This window comes from Photorhabdus sp. RM322S, from assembly GCF_042879395.1.
Lineage (GTDB): Bacteria > Pseudomonadota > Gammaproteobacteria > Enterobacterales > Enterobacteriaceae > Photorhabdus > Photorhabdus khanii.
This window is the reverse complement of the sequence record NZ_JBHFKW010000005.1, coordinates 108,181-126,443: the sequence shown is the minus strand read 5'-3', so window position 1 is coordinate 126,443 and position 18,263 is coordinate 108,181. Positions and strand designations below refer to the sequence as shown.

General features: G+C 40.7%; 16 protein-coding genes. 15 read left to right on the top strand and 1 reads right to left on the bottom strand.

Annotation, left to right across the window (positions count from 1 at the left end):
- Nucleotides 1-87: 87 nt before the first annotated feature.
- The 5 genes from hemA to kdsA are packed head-to-tail and all read left to right on the top strand — an operon-like array spanning nucleotide 88 to nucleotide 5,018.
- On the top strand, nucleotides 88-1,350 hold the full coding sequence (hemA, locus tag ACGF63_RS04955) for a glutamyl-tRNA reductase (RefSeq protein ID WP_387629162.1): 1,263 nt from the start codon (nucleotides 88-90) through the stop codon (nucleotides 1,348-1,350).
- Nucleotides 1,351-1,381: 31 nt separating this feature from the next.
- Nucleotides 1,382-2,464, top strand: a complete 1,083-nt coding sequence (prfA, locus tag ACGF63_RS04950) for a peptide chain release factor 1 (RefSeq protein ID WP_036847638.1) — start codon at nucleotides 1,382-1,384, stop codon at nucleotides 2,462-2,464.
- Nucleotides 2,464-3,312 carry a peptide chain release factor N(5)-glutamine methyltransferase gene (prmC, locus tag ACGF63_RS04945; protein ID WP_152962175.1) on the top strand — a complete coding sequence of 283 codons (849 nt, stop codon included), beginning with the start codon at nucleotides 2,464-2,466 and terminating at the stop codon, nucleotides 3,310-3,312. Before prfA ends, prmC begins: the two co-directional genes overlap by 1 nt.
- A complete protein-coding gene (sirB1, locus tag ACGF63_RS04940) occupies nucleotides 3,296-4,105 on the top strand; it encodes an invasion regulator SirB1 (RefSeq protein WP_036847632.1) in 810 nt (269 codons plus the stop codon). The genes prmC and sirB1 overlap by 17 nt, the downstream gene beginning before the upstream one ends.
- Nucleotides 4,106-4,163: 58 nt before the next feature.
- Complete coding sequence (kdsA, locus tag ACGF63_RS04935) at nucleotides 4,164-5,018, top strand: 3-deoxy-8-phosphooctulonate synthase (RefSeq protein WP_152962174.1); 855 nt, start codon at nucleotides 4,164-4,166, stop codon at nucleotides 5,016-5,018.
- Nucleotides 5,019-5,123: 105 nt separating this feature from the next.
- Here the strand turns inward: kdsA and dauA are convergent, their stop codons facing one another.
- Complete coding sequence (gene dauA / locus ACGF63_RS04930) at nucleotides 5,124-6,824, bottom strand: C4-dicarboxylic acid transporter DauA (RefSeq protein ID WP_387629157.1); 1,701 nt, start codon at nucleotides 6,822-6,824, stop codon at nucleotides 5,124-5,126.
- A 678-nt stretch (nucleotides 6,825-7,502) separates the two neighbouring features.
- On the opposite strand from dauA, the gene ACGF63_RS04925 reads away from it, so the two are divergent.
- From ACGF63_RS04925 to ACGF63_RS04880, 10 genes are all read left to right on the top strand, one after another.
- Nucleotides 7,503-8,195 carry an SDR family NAD(P)-dependent oxidoreductase gene (locus ACGF63_RS04925; RefSeq protein WP_152962172.1) on the top strand — a complete coding sequence of 231 codons (693 nt, stop codon included), beginning with the start codon at nucleotides 7,503-7,505 and terminating at the stop codon, nucleotides 8,193-8,195.
- A 245-nt stretch (nucleotides 8,196-8,440) separates the two neighbouring features.
- Complete coding sequence (locus ACGF63_RS04920) at nucleotides 8,441-8,689, top strand: acyl carrier protein (protein WP_036847625.1); 249 nt, start codon at nucleotides 8,441-8,443, stop codon at nucleotides 8,687-8,689.
- A gap of 123 nt (nucleotides 8,690-8,812) precedes the next feature.
- Entirely contained in the window at nucleotides 8,813-9,679 is an 867-nt protein-coding gene (locus ACGF63_RS04915; RefSeq protein ID WP_387629154.1) for a hypothetical protein, read from the top strand.
- Entirely contained in the window at nucleotides 9,669-10,418 is a 750-nt protein-coding gene (locus ACGF63_RS04910; protein ID WP_387629151.1) for a hypothetical protein, read from the top strand. Before ACGF63_RS04915 ends, ACGF63_RS04910 begins: the two co-directional genes overlap by 11 nt.
- Nucleotides 10,408-11,592: a beta-ketoacyl synthase N-terminal-like domain-containing protein gene (locus ACGF63_RS04905; protein WP_162524087.1), complete on the top strand. Its 1,185-nt coding sequence runs from the start codon at nucleotides 10,408-10,410 to the stop codon at nucleotides 11,590-11,592. Before ACGF63_RS04910 ends, ACGF63_RS04905 begins: the two co-directional genes overlap by 11 nt.
- 86 nt (nucleotides 11,593-11,678) lie before the next feature.
- The gene (locus ACGF63_RS04900) at nucleotides 11,679-13,430 is read left to right on the top strand and encodes a carbamoyltransferase C-terminal domain-containing protein (protein ID WP_036847613.1); all 1,752 of its coding nucleotides are present in this window, start codon (nucleotides 11,679-11,681) and stop codon (nucleotides 13,428-13,430) included.
- A 192-nt stretch (nucleotides 13,431-13,622) separates the two neighbouring features.
- On the top strand, nucleotides 13,623-14,498 hold the full coding sequence (locus tag ACGF63_RS04895; RefSeq protein ID WP_152962168.1) for a hypothetical protein: 876 nt from the start codon (nucleotides 13,623-13,625) through the stop codon (nucleotides 14,496-14,498).
- Between the two features lie 75 nt (nucleotides 14,499-14,573).
- Nucleotides 14,574-15,566 (top strand): hypothetical protein, encoded by a 993-nt coding sequence (locus ACGF63_RS04890; protein WP_036847607.1) that lies wholly within the window; start codon nucleotides 14,574-14,576, stop codon nucleotides 15,564-15,566.
- A gap of 311 nt (nucleotides 15,567-15,877) precedes the next feature.
- Nucleotides 15,878-17,320, top strand: a complete 1,443-nt coding sequence (locus tag ACGF63_RS04885) for an acyl-CoA reductase (protein ID WP_036847604.1) — start codon at nucleotides 15,878-15,880, stop codon at nucleotides 17,318-17,320.
- Between the two features lie 13 nt (nucleotides 17,321-17,333).
- Entirely contained in the window at nucleotides 17,334-18,257 is a 924-nt protein-coding gene (locus ACGF63_RS04880) for an acyl transferase (protein ID WP_036847602.1), read from the top strand.
- Nucleotides 18,258-18,263: the final 6 nt, after the last annotated feature.

Below are 18,263 nucleotides of genomic sequence, written 5' to 3'. Positions count from 1 at the left end.
GCTAATTAAGAGTCCTTATTAAGGGTGATGATTTCATCAAAACAAGATGTTTTTTACGATGAATTGCCTTCCTGCTGATAATTCAATATGACTTTGTTAGCACTTGGTATCAACCATAAAACCGCTCCTGTATCCCTGCGTGAACGGGTGACTTTTTCACCGGACACTATCAGTGAAGCACTCGACAACCTTCTCCAGCAACCCCTGGTGAGGGGGGGAGTGGTATTGTCAACGTGTAACCGTACAGAGCTTTATCTCAGTGTAGAACAGCAGGATAATCTGTATGAACAATTGATTAACTGGCTGTGTGAATACCACCAGCTTAATCCCAGGGATCTAAAATCCAGTCTTTACTGGCATCATGATAATGAAGCTGTCAGTCACTTGATGAGAGTAGCGAGTGGGTTGGATTCGTTGGTACTTGGGGAACCTCAGATCCTTGGGCAAGTGAAGAGAGCATTTGCCGAGTCGCAGGACAGCCATTCTTTATCGAGTGAGTTGGAGCGATTGTTTCAAAAATCATTTTCTGTCGCCAAGCGCGTCAGGACTGAAACAGAGATTGGTTCAAATGCGGTTTCCGTTGCTTTTGCGGCGTGTACCCTGGCGCGGCAGATTTTTGAAACACTTTCTGAACTGAATATTTTGCTGGTTGGTGCAGGGGAAACCATTGAGCTGGTTGCCCGCCATCTGAAAGAGCATCGGGTGCACCATATGATGATTGCTAACAGAACGAGAGAGAAGGCGCAGGTATTGGCTGACGAAGTGCAGGCGGAAGTGATCACTTTGCCTGATATTGATACACGTTTAGCCGAAGCTGATATTGTCATCAGTTCAACCGCCAGCCCTTTGCCTATTATTGGTAAAGGCATGGTTGAACGTGCATTAAAGTTACGCCGTAACCAACCTATGTTGCTCGTTGATATCGCTGTTCCCCGCGATGTAGAGCCTGATGTGGAAAAATTGAATAACGTCTACCTCTACAGTGTTGATGATTTGCAGGCAATTATTCAGCGCAATCTTGCACAGCGCAAAGCGGCGGCTGTTCAGGCTGAATATATTGTTCAGCAGGAAAGCGGTTATTTTATGGACTGGTTGCGTTCACAAGGCGCAGTCAACTCAATCCGTGAATATCGTGCTCAGGCAGAACAGATGCGGGTTGAAATGACCGCTAAAGCGCTGGCTGCTATCAACCAGGGGGCTGACGTAGAACAGACAATAAATCAATTAACTCATCAATTGACGAATCGTCTGATGCATGCACCTACCAAATCACTCCAGCAGGCTGCCAGCGATGGTGATCTGGAGCGTCTTAATTTATTACGTGACAGCCTGGGGCTGAAACATAATTAACCATATCTCGGAATAGGGTCTGAAATCACGAATGAAGCCTTCTATTGTTGCTAAATTGGAAGCATTACAAGAACGTCACGAAGAAGTTTTGGCTCACCTCAGCGATGCTGATGTGATTGCTGATCAGGAACGTTTCCGTGCTTTGTCACGGGAGTATGCTCAACTGACCGATGTGACGAATTGTTTTAAGGTCTGGCGTACGGTGCAGGATGACCTTAAGGCCGCTGAAATAATGCTTGATGACCCTGAAATGCGGGAAATGGCACAGGAAGAGATCAAGGACGCTAAGGTTCGTAATGAGGAGTTAGAGCAGCAGTTGCAATTGTTGCTGCTACCAAAAGATCCTGATGATGAACGCAACTGTTTTCTTGAAGTTCGCGCCGGAACTGGGGGTGATGAAGCGGCTATTTTTGCCGGGGATCTGTTTCGTATGTACAGCCGTTATGCTGAATCCCGTCGTTGGAAAGTTGAGGTGATGAGCGCCAATGATGGTGAGCATGGTGGTTATAAAGAAATTATCGCTAAAATTTCCGGCGAACAGGTTTATGGTCATCTGAAATTTGAATCTGGTGGTCATCGTGTTCAGCGTGTACCGGAAACTGAATCGCAAGGGCGCATTCACACTTCTGCCTGTACCGTTGCGGTTTTGCCGGAGATTCCAGAAGCAGAATTGCCAGAAATCAGCCCAAGTGATTTGCGTATTGATACGTTTCGTTCGTCTGGTGCCGGTGGTCAGCACGTCAACACTACGGATTCAGCTATCCGTATCACGCATATTCCAACCGGTATTGTCGTTGAGTGTCAGGATGAGCGTTCTCAGCATAAAAACAAAGCGAAAGCGATGTCGGTATTGGCCGCGCGTATTCGTGCTGCTGAGGTGCGTAAGCGCCAGGAAGCAGAAGCCTCGGAGCGCCGTAACTTGCTGGGTTCCGGTGATCGTTCAGATCGCAATCGTACTTACAACTTCCCGCAAGGACGGGTGACGGATCATCGTATTAACTTGACCTTGTACCGTCTTGATGAAGTGATGGAAGGCAAACTGGATATGCTTGTTCAGCCGATCGTTAATGAATATCAGGCCGATCAATTATCAGCGTTGTCAGAGCAGGATTGATGGATTATCACTCCTGGCTTAAACAAGCCACAATACAGTTATCAGCCAGTGACAGCCCTAAACGGGATGCGGAGATTTTGTTGGGGCTCGTCACTCGCCATTCCCGAACTTACCTATTGGCATTTGGGGAAACGCAACTCTGTTCAGAGCAGTTCAGCCAGCTTGAAACGTTACTGGCTCGCCGGGTAAAAGGTGAACCTATTGCTTACATTATCGGCGAACGTGAATTCTGGTCGTTGCCATTAAATGTTTCGCCTGCCACATTGATCCCGCGACCTGACACGGAGTGTCTGGTTGAAAAAGCGCTTGAACGGCTTGCACCGGCACCTTGTCACATTCTGGATTTGGGAACCGGAACCGGTGCGATTGCGCTGGCGATTGCCAGTGAGCGCCCCGATTGCCAGATTACTGGGGTTGATATCAATCCTGATGCGGTTATTTTGGCGCAGGGTAACGCTGAAAAACTGAAAATACAAAATGTGGATTTTCTGCAAAGCAATTGGTTCTCTTCGTTGAATAATCAACAAGTTGCTATGATTGTGAGTAATCCGCCTTACATTGATGAAGCCGATCCACATCTGTTTCAAGGTGATGTGCGATTTGAACCGGAGAGTGCATTAATTGCGGCAAAACAGGGAACGGCCGATCTAAATACAATTATTAATTTGTCGCGTAATTTTCTGTTACCTGATGGATGGTTGTTGCTGGAGCATGGTTGGAAACAGGGAGACGTTGTAAGAAGCCTGTTTTCTGAGAGTGGTTATCAGCAGGTGGCTACTTTTCAGGATTATGGCGGTAATGAGCGAATAACACTGGGTCAGTGGAAAAGTGATGAAAGCCATAGCTGATTATGAATTTAATAACGCATCTTTAAGTAGCGGTATTCTGTTAATATCCGGAGCCATTCGCTCCGACTTTCCTCAGAACTCAGTAGAGATGCAGCTTCAGGTATTGACTGATGAAGCCAGGCGTGAAATATCTCCACAAATGAATAGAGAGGAACAGCTGGAAAAATTACTCAAGCTGTTTTACCAGAACTGGAAATTCGGCGGTGCCAGTGGTGTTTATTGTCAGTCAGATACATTGTGGTTGGATAAAGTACTGCAAACCCGCCAAGGTTCTCCTGCTGTTTTAGGCATCATTCTTATCCATATTGCTCAGGCTTTAGAACTGCCCTTTATGCCGGTTGTTTTTCCGACACAATTGATTCTGCGTATTGATTGCCCGGATAAACCGGTGAGGTTTATTAATCCAACCAATGGTGAAGTGCTGAGTGAATATATACTTGATGTGTGGCTAAAAGGTAATATCAGCCAGACAGCTGAATTGACAGCGGATGATTTGCAGGAAGCTGATAATATCAGCATGATACGCAAAGTGCTGGAGACCATAAAAATCGCGTTAATGGAAGAAGGGCAGTTGGAGTTGGCGCTGAAAGCCAGTGAAGCCGTTCTGATGTTTGATCCCGATGACCCATATGAAATACGTGATAGAGGGCTTATTTACGCCGAGCTTGATTGTAATCATATTGCAGTTTCTGATTTAAATTATTTTGTCGAGCATTGCCCGGAAGATCCGGTCGTAGAAATGATCAGAATGCAGATATACTCCATTGAGCAGCAATATGTTGTGTTGCACTGATATTGCTCTGCACTGATTTATCTGGTTAATTTATTTGCCCTTAACAGAAGGTATAAGTATGCAACAGAAAGTGGTTAATATTGGTGATATCAAGGTCGCTAACGATCTGCCGTTTGTTCTCTTTGGTGGTATGAATGTCCTTGAGTCACGGGATTTGGCCATGAGTATTTGTGAGCACTATGTGACAGTGACACAAAAACTGGGCATTCCTTATGTTTTCAAAGCGTCCTTTGATAAAGCAAACCGCTCATCAATTCACTCTTACCGTGGCCCTGGGCTGGAAGAGGGAATGAAGATTTTTCAGGAGCTGAAACAAACTTTTGGTGTGAAAATTATTACTGACGTGCATGAGCCGGTACAGGCACAGGCGGTGGCGGAAGTGGTTGATGTGATCCAACTTCCGGCATTTCTGGCGCGTCAGACTGATTTGATTGAGGCAATGGCCCGTACCGGCGCGGTGATTAACGTTAAAAAGCCACAATTTATCAGCCCAGCCCAGATGGGGAATATTGTTGAAAAATTCAAAGAAGGCGGCAACGATCAGGTGATCTTGTGTGATCGTGGCAGCAACTTTGGTTATGACAATTTGGTTGTGGATATGCTGGGTTTCAATGTCATGGTCCAGGCCACGGGGGGGCATCCTGTGATTTTTGATGTGACTCATTCACTGCAATGCCGTGATCCGTTTGGTGCCGCGTCTGGTGGTCGTCGTGCTCAGGTTGCTGAACTGGCGCGTGCGGGAATGGCCGTCGGTATTGCCGGCTTGTTCCTTGAAGCTCATCCCGATCCGGTAAATGCGATGTGTGATGGCCCGTCAGCATTGCCGTTGGCAAAGCTTGAGCCATTCCTGATCCAGATGAAAGCGATTGATGACGTGGTGAAAAACTTCTCTCAACTGGATACCAGTAAATAATCTGGTGATATCACATGATGAATGTATTTGGCGCTGGTTTACAGCGCCATTATTGGTAACAGGCTGGCTAAGCTCTTATTTCTAGTGGTTTCAGTCATCCATTTTTCAATTGAAATTCAATTCTTCCATTGCCCGTGGCAATGTTGCATGGAAACTGAGATGATTTTCAACCAATTGAACTTTGGCTCTGGCCAGTGTTTTTAAAGGCTGAAAGGGAATATCGCAAACAGCAATATATTTATCCTTACCCACTTCATCAATAAAGCGCTGAAAAGCGTGCAGCCCACCTGCATCCAATACAGGAACAGCATCCCATTGCATGAGGATCGTCTGATAACCTGCGCTTGCTTCCTTTAATTCTGTAAAGATACGTTCAGCCGCAGCGAAGAATAACGGGCCATTGATACGCACAACCAACAGATCTTTATCCCCATTTGTTTGTGGCAATTGGCTGATGCGGGTCATATTGGCGATTCTACGCATAAACAGCAGTGAGGCTAACACGATACCAATCGTAATCGCGATGACCATATCAAACAGCACCGTGAGCGACATACAAAGAACCAGCACAATAATGTCATCCCTTGGCGCGCGGCGGATCAGATCGATAACTTTATGTATCTCGCTCATATTCCAGGCGACCATGAGCAACAGGGCGGACATGGCGGCCAGCGGAATATAGGAGAGCATTGGCGCTAATGCCAGTAAAGTTAATAACACCAGTAGAGAGTGAACAATGGCGGAAACAGGTGATGTTGCACCGGCTCTGATGTTTGCTGCTGATCGGGCAATGGCAGCGGTAGCTGTAATACCACCGAAGAACGGTACAGCGATATTTCCCAACCCTTGACCAATTAATTCACTGTTTGAGTGGTGCTTTTTACCTGTCATACCATCCAAAACCACGGCGCAAAGCAGTGATTCAATAGCACCCAACATTGCCATTGAAAAGGCCGCAGGCAATAAAGCTGAAACTGTTGCCCAACTGATATCAACGTGATGAGACCCCATATCGGGTAAACGCCACGGTAAAACGAATTGAGGAAGGATGGGCGGGATACCTTGACCTTGCGTACCATCATTCAATATATAACTGAATTCAGAACCGATAGTCACAACATCCTGACCAAATAAATTCATGATCCCCATCACGGCGGTTCCCGCGATCAAGGCTGGAAGATGTCCGGGTAATTTCAGCCCAAGCTTAGGCCAGTAAATCAGAACTGAAAGCGTCGCCAGGCCAATCAGCGTATCACTTAAATGCAGCGTTGGCAGTGCCTGAAACAGCGCGGCAACCTTATCGATATAACTTTCTGGTACATGTTCCAATTGCAGACCAAAAAAATCTTTTACCTGCATGGTTGCGATAGTGATGGCGATCCCAGAAGTAAAACCCAGTGTCACCGGTAGAGGAATATACTCTATTAATTTGCCAAAACGGGCTAACCCCATCACCAGCAGGATAATTCCCGACATTAATGTTGCAATAAGCAAACCACTCAGGCCAAATTGCTGAGATACCGGATAGAGAATGACCACGAAAGCGGCTGTGGGGCCGGAAACACTGTAGCGTGATCCGCCGGTTACCGCGATAACAATGCCGGCGATGGCGGCGGTGTAAAGCCCGTATTGTGGCGCGACACCACTGCCAATAGCCAGTGCCATCGCGAGTGGGATAGCGATAATACCGACAGTAATACCGGCAATAATATCTTTAATTAAACGGGTAAAAGAGTAGGGTTCTTTCCAACAAGCATCAATAACAGCACTAAATGGCCGTATGCCATTCATTCTACGAGTTTTCATCTGTGCATAAACCAAAAAAATAAAAGGAAAAAGCAATAAGGCCATCATAATCCGAATTGCAGGAATAATACTTTTAGTTCAAAACGATAGAGCCATACATCAAACTCAATGTAAATAGCTTAACGGCAGGGAAGTAAAAAGTAAAAGAGAGAATAACGATTTTATCACTGGGAAATATCTTGGGATCAATTATATTACGTGTTTTTTCTTATCGGTAGATTTTATTAAGCTAATTTCATAAATAATATTATCAATGTTTTGAGATCTTAAGCTATATATTTTTTTAATTATAGAATTATAAGATTTATTTTTGTAATGAATTAACCTGCTTGATGACAATTTATAATTGTTATTATTGTGGAATTAAATAATTGATTGTGTATTTACTACTTGTATTTATTATGCAAGGATTAAATTAGCCATATCAAATGATTTCATAATTTATTTTTTCTTTAGTTTAGTGTGTGATTTGACCAACATTTTAATGTTTCTTAAATATTAGATTAATAATTTGACAGATATAAAAACCCACCCTATTATTTAGAGTGACTCATGTAATTAGACGAATTAAATTAGTCAAAAATACTTTTTTATCTTAATGATACTTATTCTGAATGCCCTATTTAAAGTAGGGTTGACGGTTGGAAGATAATTTTTAGATAAGGTAGAAATGTTTAAATGGATAAATATAACAGTAAGGTACTTATTATTGGTTCATCAAGTGAAATTGGGAATGCGATTTGTAAACATGCGGTAGCGAGTGGTTATGAGGTCTTAGGGACTTCACGTAAACCGCATAATGAAGAGATTCATTTGGATGTTATGTCGGATGGCAGCGTAAAAGAAGCAATTGAAATTGCAATTGAAAAGATGAGATGTATTGATGCGGTTATCTATACTCCAGCGATGTCATTGGATGGTTTGTTGCATGTCCAGGATATTGAAAGCTGGCATGATGTTTTTAATGTCAATTTATTCGGCGCTGCAAGAGTGGCAAAGTATTTGCTTCCGCATTTTATGAAGAATCGTAATGGTGTGATGCAATTTATCTCTTCTACAGCGAGTGTACGTGGATCGCCGGGAGCTACGGCTTATTCTTGTTCGAAAGCGGCTATGAACGCATTGGTAAAAAATATTGCTAATGACTATGGTCGGTTTAATATCAGGGCCTACTCTGTGATGCCAGGGTATGTTGATGGTGGCATGCTACGTCATATTTCTTCAGAGAAAAAAGTGGAATTAGCCAAAAGTATTGCATTAAAACGAATGGCAGATGTTGATGAAATTGCCCGTTTTTGTGTCGGAGCATTGAGTGCGTCAACTTATATAACAGGTACAACCCTTCGCATTGATGGAGGATTGATGGGTTAATAGCAACATCATAAATATTGCCAATCGCTTTAATGTGAGAATGATTGCCGGTTATCATTACAGTTTTGGTCAAACTATTTGGAATAAAGACTAAAGCTAATTATTAAACATCTTTATTCTTATATCGTTTATGAATTATTTTTCTGAATAAATCAGTAGGAATAAATTTTTCAATATACATATTTCTTGATATAAATAGATCTATAAACCATTAAGTAGGATATACGCATATTGGGGATGATGATATGGACAATATTGATATGGTTAATGAAGAATTAGCAAGTATTCTGTTGAATGTTGCTGAGTTAGACTCTGATTTTGAAATAACTTCGAATAAATTATTGAAGAGTGATCTTGGCATTGACTCACTAAAGTTAATTGATGTTATTTTATCGGTTGAGCGAACCTTTGGAAAAGAGATTTCCGAAGATGCGCTTGCTCGTATTCAAACTGTAGGTGAGCTTTGGGAGGAAATAAAGAATAACTTGCCATAGTCGGATTCGTTCAATCAACAATTAAGAGCCAATCCTATTAGATATTCATTCACAATAACGGTCTGAACAATAACGCTTATTGGGATAGGCTCTAGAATTTTCTATTCTTTAAACATGAGTTTGGTGAAAATGCTGACTTTTAACGTAGAAAATTTAGCTATTTATCCGAATATATTTCGGAATGAGAGAGAGGAGGGATTTTATCTTCCCTCTGATATTTCTGAATTTGTAAGCAATAAAGGTGATCGTTTTCGTGACGACTTCAGCCGCATTTGTACCTATCTGGCAAATAAGCTTATTGCAGAAGAGAGAAATGCAGAGAATGAATCTGTGATTGTGGGTACAGAATATGGCAACCTTGACGCAATGCTTCGTTTTCAGCAGCAGGTAAGGAATAATGATAAGACGGTATCCGCTCAACAATTTCCTTATGCTACTACAAGTTCAGCTTCAATCTTTATTAACATTGACAAGAAGGTGACAGGAGGAAACTGTACACTCAATGCAGGCAGTAAAACGCCGGTTATGGTATTAATTCAGGCGTTACTTAATTTATATAATAGATCAGCAGGTATTAGCCATCTGTTTTTGGGTGATATCTATTGTGCAGAAGCACTTGATGATATACGAAAAAAAATCAACAACCAGAAATCAATATCTTCTGGCGTGATGTGTGTGGATTTATCGAGTGGAAAACAATTTACGGCAGATTTTTTCTTTGGGTCAACAGTGGAAGAAATAAAAAGGCAGCTTAACGCTTTATCACCGGATACTAAAATTTTTATATTCAATACGTTAAATAAGAATGAAGCATTAATTAATACGATTAAAGATTATAATATCATTGAATATCAAGAATATAACAGTGCTTTTCTATTTCATGAATTTATGAGTGCTATTCAGCACAGCAAAAAAGAAGATGCTTTTATATTTATGACAATCGATAACATGAATGCCTCAGGCGTAAGGGTTATACATAATGATGATTAATTATATTAGCCAGGTCTTTTCATCTGAAGAGGAGATATTTAAATATCATTTTCCTGATAACCCTGTTGTTCCTGGTATACTGCCGGTAGCCGCTTTTTGTAAAGAGATGGCTGATAAATCTGTCGATTTTATCAATTTGAAAAATCTATCTTTTTATCAATTTATACGTCCTGATGAGAACATTAAATATAGCCAGGAGAGGAATAAGATTTCTGCAACCGTATCCGAAAAACTCTGTTTTTCTTTTTTACTGGATTATTCTGGAAAAGATGATAAATGCGAAAGTAAAATAAATATTTTTTCATCTTCTCTATTATCATTACCATTGCGTGAACCCGAATTTTGGTTTTTGCCGAAGACCGTCTATATTAATGATATATCAAATAGCGCAAATTGTCATTTGGATATTAAATTATTGCAGTATGAATCCGCTTATTTGCAAAAATTCCATTATTCTCCTTTGCTTATCCTTGTTGAGGCAATGGGGAATTTGGCATTAGTTTTGCAACATCAGCAGCAAAACATTTTAACTGAAAGTGATTATGTTTTTGCCAGATTTGGTGAATTGGCTTTCAGTCCGGAGATTGAACATATTAATTCTCCTGTGTTTATTGAGACTAAAGTGACACGGTTTGGTTCAATAATGTGTTGGGATGCATGGGCATATAGTGAAGGGGAAAAATTGTTTTGGATAAATGACGCTGTATCAATTAAGAGGAAGGGGAACGATGTTGGATAAAATATATGTTACCGGGCTTGGCGTCGTCACTCCCATTGGTATAGACGTCGAAAGTTATTGGAAGAAGTTATGCGCTGGAGAGTCAAACTTTACCCGATTGGCGCCTGTTTATGCTTCTATGAAGCCAAATTTTGTTGCCGGAAAAATTTCGGCTGGGCCGCGTATGGATATAAAAGCCAGGGCGCCAAAATGTACAGGGGCACAGGTGCCTGATTCTTCTCTGTATGCTGTAGACGCAGCACTCCAGGCGATAGCAGATGCAGGATTACAACCGGGATGCGCTGAATTGCGTAATGCATTAGTGTGTGTTGGTAATAATGAGGCTGAGGCGGATATTCTTGATCAATTAGTTGAAGGTATGCCTGTGAATTGGAATGCCAATATCTATTCGAGTCATGCGGTTTCCGATAATGTTGCTCGCGCAATGGGTTCTTCCGGACCTTCCATGACGATACATAATACCTGTGCGTCAGCAAATATTGCCCTTGAAACAGCACTACGCATGATGAAAGCAGGGATAGTTTCAACATCCGTAATAGGTGGCGGAGATGCTTTTTCTAAAAAGGTGTGGTCAGGTTTTTACATGCTTAATGCATTGGGTGCGGAACAGTGCCGTCCGTTTTCGCAATTAAGACGCTTTATTACCATATCTGAAGGCGCTGCTTTTTTAGTGTTGCAGAATAGGAAGCGAGTTAGCGAATATCAATCTCCTTATGCTGAATTGATCGCCACTGCAAGTAATAATGATGCATTACATCCTACTAATTTGGATATTCAGAGTGTTACTCAATGCCATGAAAAATTATTAAATTCGGCAGGGCTGGACGCTGGAGATATTGATGGTATATATGCACATGGCACGGGAACAAAAGCTAATGATGCAGTAGAAGCGTCAATATTTTCTGAATATTTCCCCAACTCGGTTGTTTCAGCGATTAAAGGAACTATAGGGCATATGATGGCAACGGCGGGAGCGATTGGCGCAGTCAGTGCTTGCTTATCTTTGAGAGATCAGATTATGCCACCAACAAATATTTTGCCGGAGGATTTTGAATATCAATTTAATTTGATTACTCATGATATGGAAGTAAAACATAATTTACGTTATGTGCAGAATAATGCATTTGGCTTTGGTGGTAATAACGCGATCACTTTATTTGGTAAGGTGACTTAATTCTTCATGATACAAAACGGACTATAAATATAAATCGCATAATCTGATTTTCATGAAAGAAAAATAATAATTTTGAGGTTAATAATATGATTATATTAGGTATCAGTGGTCTTCCCAACTCTCAACGTTTTATGCAAGAAAATTATCCGCGTGTGAGTAAATTAGACGAGCGTGTTTGTCAGGGAGTAGATAGTGCGGCCTGTTTGATTATTGATGGAAAAGTTGTTGCCGCTGCGGCGGAAGAACGTTTTACCGGAGAGAAAGGCACGGGACGGTTTCCAGCCAATGCGATTAACTATTGTTTGGCGGAAGCAGGTCTCACACAAGATGATATACAGGTTATCGCCCACGGTTTTAATTACGATCACTATCGTCGTTTTTTTATGTCGAACGAAAAAATGTTCGAGGGTGTTTTCAGTGGCAAAACGGTGATTGATGAATTCGTTTCAGCCGGATGGCAGGATATTGAACCGCGTTTTCAAGCGGTAGATCACCATTTGGCTCATGCGGCGTCGGCCTTTTATCCCAGTGGTTTCCAATCTGCACTGTGTGTCGTTTCAGACGGCATGGGTGAAATAGAATCCTTGAGTGTTTATCTTGCTAAAGATCAGCAATTTCAAAAATTACACAGCCAGCCAATTAGTTCTTCATTAGGAATATTTTATTCTATTTGTACCCGGTTCCTTGGCTTTGTATTTAATAGTGATGAATATAAAGTCATGGGACTTGCCGCATATGGTAACCCTGAGCGATATCGCAATATTTTCAACGAATTGGCTCAATTCGATGCAGATAGTGGATCAATATCTATAAATTGGTCATCACAAGCGTTTGATAATGCGGAATATGGCTATCCTGGCGCGATAGCACAACTTAGCGATATGTTCGATCTTGCACCGAGAAGTGAAGATGACACTTTACTGGATGTTCACCAGGATTTTGCTGCGGGATTGCAGGAAAAATTCACACTTTTGCTGAAACAATTAGTCACATATTGGTTGCAAAAAACCGGTGAAACGTCGCTTTGTCTTGCCGGCGGATCATTTTTAAACTGCAAAGCCAATCAGGTTCTTTGTCAGCTTGATGGAGTGAAAAATGTCTTTGTCCAGCCTGCATCGGGTGATGATGGTACTGCTTTGGGGGCGGCGCTTTTTGTTGCCGGTAAATACCACAATGATTCAGATCGTTACTTTAATCCCTATCTCGGCCCGCGCTTCTCAACGGATGAGATCCGTAATGTATTATTCCGACATGGTGGTAATGCAGGAATGAAATGGCGTTATTTGGGGTTGAACGATGATTATTTTATTTCTGCGGCGAAAGATATCGCCGGAGATAAAATCATTGCCTGGTTCCATGACCGGATGGAATTTGGTCCAAGAGCACTTGGCAATCGTTCAATTCTTGCGCTTCCGGCAGGTGAAGGAATAAAAGACAGAATTAACAGCACGGTGAAATTTCGTGAAGCTTTCCGTCCATTTGCGCCTGCCATTTTGGATGAAGACTGCGATATTATTTTTGAGACACGAAATCTGGCACCGACCCGATATATGCTTTGCACTGCCGGAGTAAAACCAGAAATGGCAGGGCCGGTCTCTGGTATTGTTCATGCTGATGGAACGGCACGTATTCAGCTTGTGGAACGTAATTTTAATGCGACTTTCTGGCGGTTATTAAAAGCGGTACAGGAAATAACCGGCTATGGTTGTCTGGTGAATACTTCATTTAACGTTAAGGGGCAGCCACTTATCATGTCACCTGATGTTGCGATAGATACGTTTTTGAAAACCTCACTGGATAAACTTTATATTGAGGGATTTGTTGTATGGAAAGAATAACGTTGAAATCCTGAAGAAAATGACTGAATTGAATAAAGCTTAGATATTTCAAATGTGTTTCCTTGTCGTCTTAGAAGAATATCTGGATATGATATTTGATGATATGGGAACACATCCTTTCAATTTGGAGGGCAGGGATTGCTTGCCGGATAATATAAGGTAATTGTCGATCAGCAAAGGTAATATAAGAATATGATAAAAGAACTTCAGCAGCGTAAGCTGTTATCCATTGTGCAATCACAGAATGGTCTTATTGGGTACAGGTTCACTGATAGGTTGTATGATGCCGCCGAAGTCCTTGATGCGACACTCTTGCAAGTTTTGTGTGAAGGAATATCGGTTACGCCACACTCCTGTACTACATTGTTACCTCGCTCCACGTTGGAACGTATAAATTTCTTTGATAAATTGCCTAGCAATCCGTTGCATGTTTACCCTCATTTAAACAATGAGGTGATGAGTGAGGAAGCGGGGGATGCATGGGTATTGAGTCCATCGACTTGCTATCATACCTTTTCTCATTTGATAGATAGCACCCATGATTGGGAATTGAAATATTTTACGGCTAAAGGACAGTGTCATCGATACGAACCGGTTAAAGATGAGCCTACCCGCATGGGGAATTTTACCATGCGTGAATTAATATTGGTGGGGATACAGGAAAAAGTAGAAACGCAATGTGAAATAATATTTGGACAAACCGTTAAATTCTTACGACTACTGTTTCCTTCTCTTTCGGTGGAAAAAGCCAGCGATGTATTTTATGGCGAGCATTCTAAAGTGACTCGGAAAGTACAATTATCAATGGGCGTCAAGTGTGAAGTGCTTATTCCTTGGTTTGATAAATATAACGTTAGTGTTGGTTCACGAAATTTACACCGGGATTTATTTACCACAAATTTTAATATTATCAGTCGTGTCAGTGATTGCCCTATGCATTCTGCTTGTATTGCTTTTGGGATGGAGAGATTACTTTTGGCGCTGTTATCACATACTTTGAATTATGAACCTGACTTACTTATCGAAAATATATCACAAGCAGCCAAAATAATATTAAAGGAAAAATAACTGTGATTGCAGGACATAATATATTTGGTCCGCTATTCATAAATAAGTCCATTGTATCGAGGTGATAAAATACTTATGGAAAATATGATGGATAAATCGAAAATAAACGTCGCTATCAATTGTTTTACCGGTAGCCTGACAAGATTACTTAATCTACAGGGTAAGGAGATTTTTGAGGCAGAGATCTTTGAAGCTGGCAATGGTTATTTATTTCGTAGTGGTTATGATGAGTTGAATATGCCTGAATATACTTTCTCGGTTGAAACTGTTGGACTAACTGGCGCGGTATCTTTAGGTGCAAATATGGTTTCACTACCGATAGATTACACACATTGGTGTTGTCAATTATATGAATTATTATGTCAGAAGAAAGGCGTAGTTGCTTGGGTCAATTCGGCACATTTATCTTATTCTGAGGTTTATACCAATAAACCAGAATACCTGCATGCTGTGTTGATCACCGCTATTGCGGATGATTATTCACAAGTGCGTATCTTTGATTCTTTGGTGGTTGATCGGGAATCCTATGCTTGTGAGGCATGGATGCCCTCCGAGCAATTTTATTTAGCGCTTTACGATAAAGTGCCCGGTGAAACTTATGATCATATGGGGCATTTTTATATTGTTGATTCATTGAAAGATCTAGAGATCATGTCGGTAAGGAAATTACTGACTTGTCAAGCTGAATTATTTAATACTTTACCCGAATATTATGATGCGTTGAGAAATTATAGCAAATTATGCCTGAATGCGTTTCAGCAGCCAAAGGAAAAAGCTTGTCGGGCTGCCAAAAGATTGTTTGATCATATCAGTGTGTTGTATGTGATACCCAATTTGAGTTTGTTAAAATATTCTTTAATCAGAGCAGATATTGCACCTTCTCTGATTGAACATTGCACGGAATTGATTGGTCATTGGAAAGCTTTATCTATTTTAGCCCTAAAGTTTGAAGCCACATTATCACTTCAGGTATTAGAAAAAATAGAGGGCCGTTTTAATCACATTGACCAAATGACTAATGTGATGTGGGGGGAGTTGTCTAGGTATAAAGATAAATCCTGCGATTGATAATGACGGAACACTGCCGCACTGTCTAATTTATATATAAACTAATTCGTAAACAAGGTAATAATTTTCATAAATATTATCACGCATAAATAAAATCGTAACTCTTTTAATTTAAACTTTTCATTAACAAATCTTGTTGATATGATGGAGCAGCTCAGGTACAGCGTAATCAGAGTCTCATTTTTGGATGTTTTATTATTTACACTGCCATAACACCAAAATACGAGAAGTAAGTTATTGATACAACCCAGTTTGCAAGATGGTCAAGCAGTAACTTAAGTTGAAGTTACCCCACTAAATGGATGGTAAATATGACTAAAAAATTTTCATTCATTATTAACGGCCAAGTCGAAGCATTTCCTGAAAGTGATGATTTAGTGCAATCCATTAATTTTGGTGATAATCGTGTTCATCTGCCCATATTGAATGACTCTCAAGTAAAAAACATTATTAATTATAATGAAAATAATAAATTACAGCTGCATAACATTATCAATTTTCTCTACACAGTAGGGCAAAGATGGAAAAATGAAGAATATTCAAGACGCAGGACATACATTCGCGACCTGAAAAAATACATGGGATATTCAGAAGCAATGGCTAAGCTGGAGGCCAACTGGATCTCTATGATCTTATGTTCTAAAGGTGGTCTTTATGATGTTGTAAATAATGAGCTTGGTTCTCGCCATATCATGGATGAATGGTTACCTCAGGATGAAAGTTATATTAGAGCTTTTCCGAAAGGTAAATCTGTACATCTGTTGGCGGGTAATGTCCCATTATCGGGTATAATGTCTATATTACGCGCAATTTTGACAAAGAATCAATGCATTATAAAAACCTCATCCGCCGATCCTTTTACAGCCAATGCATTAGCGTTAAGCTTTATTGATGTAGACCCTAATCATCCGATAACGCGCTCTTTGTCTGTTATATATTGGCAACATCAAGGTGATACATCACTCGCAAAAGAAATTATGCAACATGCGGATGTCATTGTCGCTTGGGGTGGGGAAGATGCGATTAATTGGGCTGTAAAGCATGCACCACCTTATATTGACGTAATTAAATTTGTCTCTAAGAAGAGTTTCTGCATTATTGATGATCCTGTTGATTTGACGTCCGCAGCGACAGGTGCGGCTCATGATGTTTGTTTTTACGATCAACAAGCTTGTTTTTCCACCCAAAACATATACTACATGGGAAGTCATTATGAAGAATTTAAGCTAGCGTTGATAGAAAAACTAAACTTATATGCGCATATATTACCAAACGCCAAAAAAGATTTTGATGAAAAGGCAGCCTATTCCTTAGTTCAAAAAGAAAGTTTATTTGCTGGATTAAAAGTAGAGGCTGATGTTCATCAGCGCTGGATGATTATTGAGTCAAAGGCGGGTGTGGAACTTAATCAACCACTTGGCCGGTGTGTGTACCTTCATCATGTCGATAATATTGAGCAAATATTGCCTTATGTTCAAAAAAATAGGACGCAAACCATCTCTATTTTTCCTTGGGAGTCAGCATTTAAGTATCGGGACGAATTAGCATTAAAAGGTGCTGAAAGGATTGTAGAAGCAGGAATGAATAACATATTTCGAGTGGGTGGATCTCATGATGGAATGAGACCGTTACAACGATTAGTGACATATATTTCTCATGAAAGGCCATCTCACTATACTGTTAAGGATGTTGCGGTCGAAATAGAACAGACTCGATTCCTGGAAGAAGATAAGTTCCTGGTATTTGTCCCTTAAATAGGTAAAAAGTATGGAAAATGTATCCAGATATAAAACCATCGACCATGTTATTTGCGTTGAAGGAAATAAAGAAATTCATGTTTGGGAAACACTGCCAGAAGAAAACAGCCCAAAAAGAAAGAATGCAATTATTATTGCATCTGGCTTTGCCCGGAGGATGGATCATTTTGCTGGTCTGGCGGAGTATTTGTCACGGAATGGGTTTCATGTGATCCGCTATGATTCACTTCACCATGTTGGATTGAGTTCAGGGACAATTGATGAATTTACCATGTCTATAGGAAAACAGAGTTTGTTAGCCGTAGTTGATTGGTTAAATACACAAAAAATAAATAACCGTGGTATTTTGGCTTCAAGCTTATCTGCACGGATAGTTTATGCAAGCCTGTCTGAAATCAATGTTTCGTTTTTAATCACTGCGGTGGGTGTTGTTAACTTAAGATATACTCTCGAAAGAGCTTTAGGATTTGACTATCTCAGCTTACCCATTGATGAACTGCCGAATAATCTGGATTTTGAAGGCCATAAATTGGGTGCTGAAGTCTTCGCGAGAGATTGCTTTGATTTTGGCTGGGAAGATTTAACTTCCACAATGAATAGCATGATGCATCTTGATATACCGTTTATTGCTTTTACTGCAAATAACGATGATTGGGTAAAACAAGATGAAGTCATCAAATTGTTATCAAATATTCGTAGTAATCGATGCAAGATATATTCTTTGCTAGGAGGTTCACATGATTTGAGTGAGAACTTAGTGGTCCTGCGCAATTTTTATCAATCAGTTACGAAAGCGGCTATCGCGATGGATAATGATAGTTTGGATATCGATATTGATATTACTGAGCCGTCGTTTGAACATCTGACTATTGCGACAGTCAATGAACGCCGAATGAAAATTGAGATTGAAAATCAAACAATTTCGCCGTCTTAACTCTAT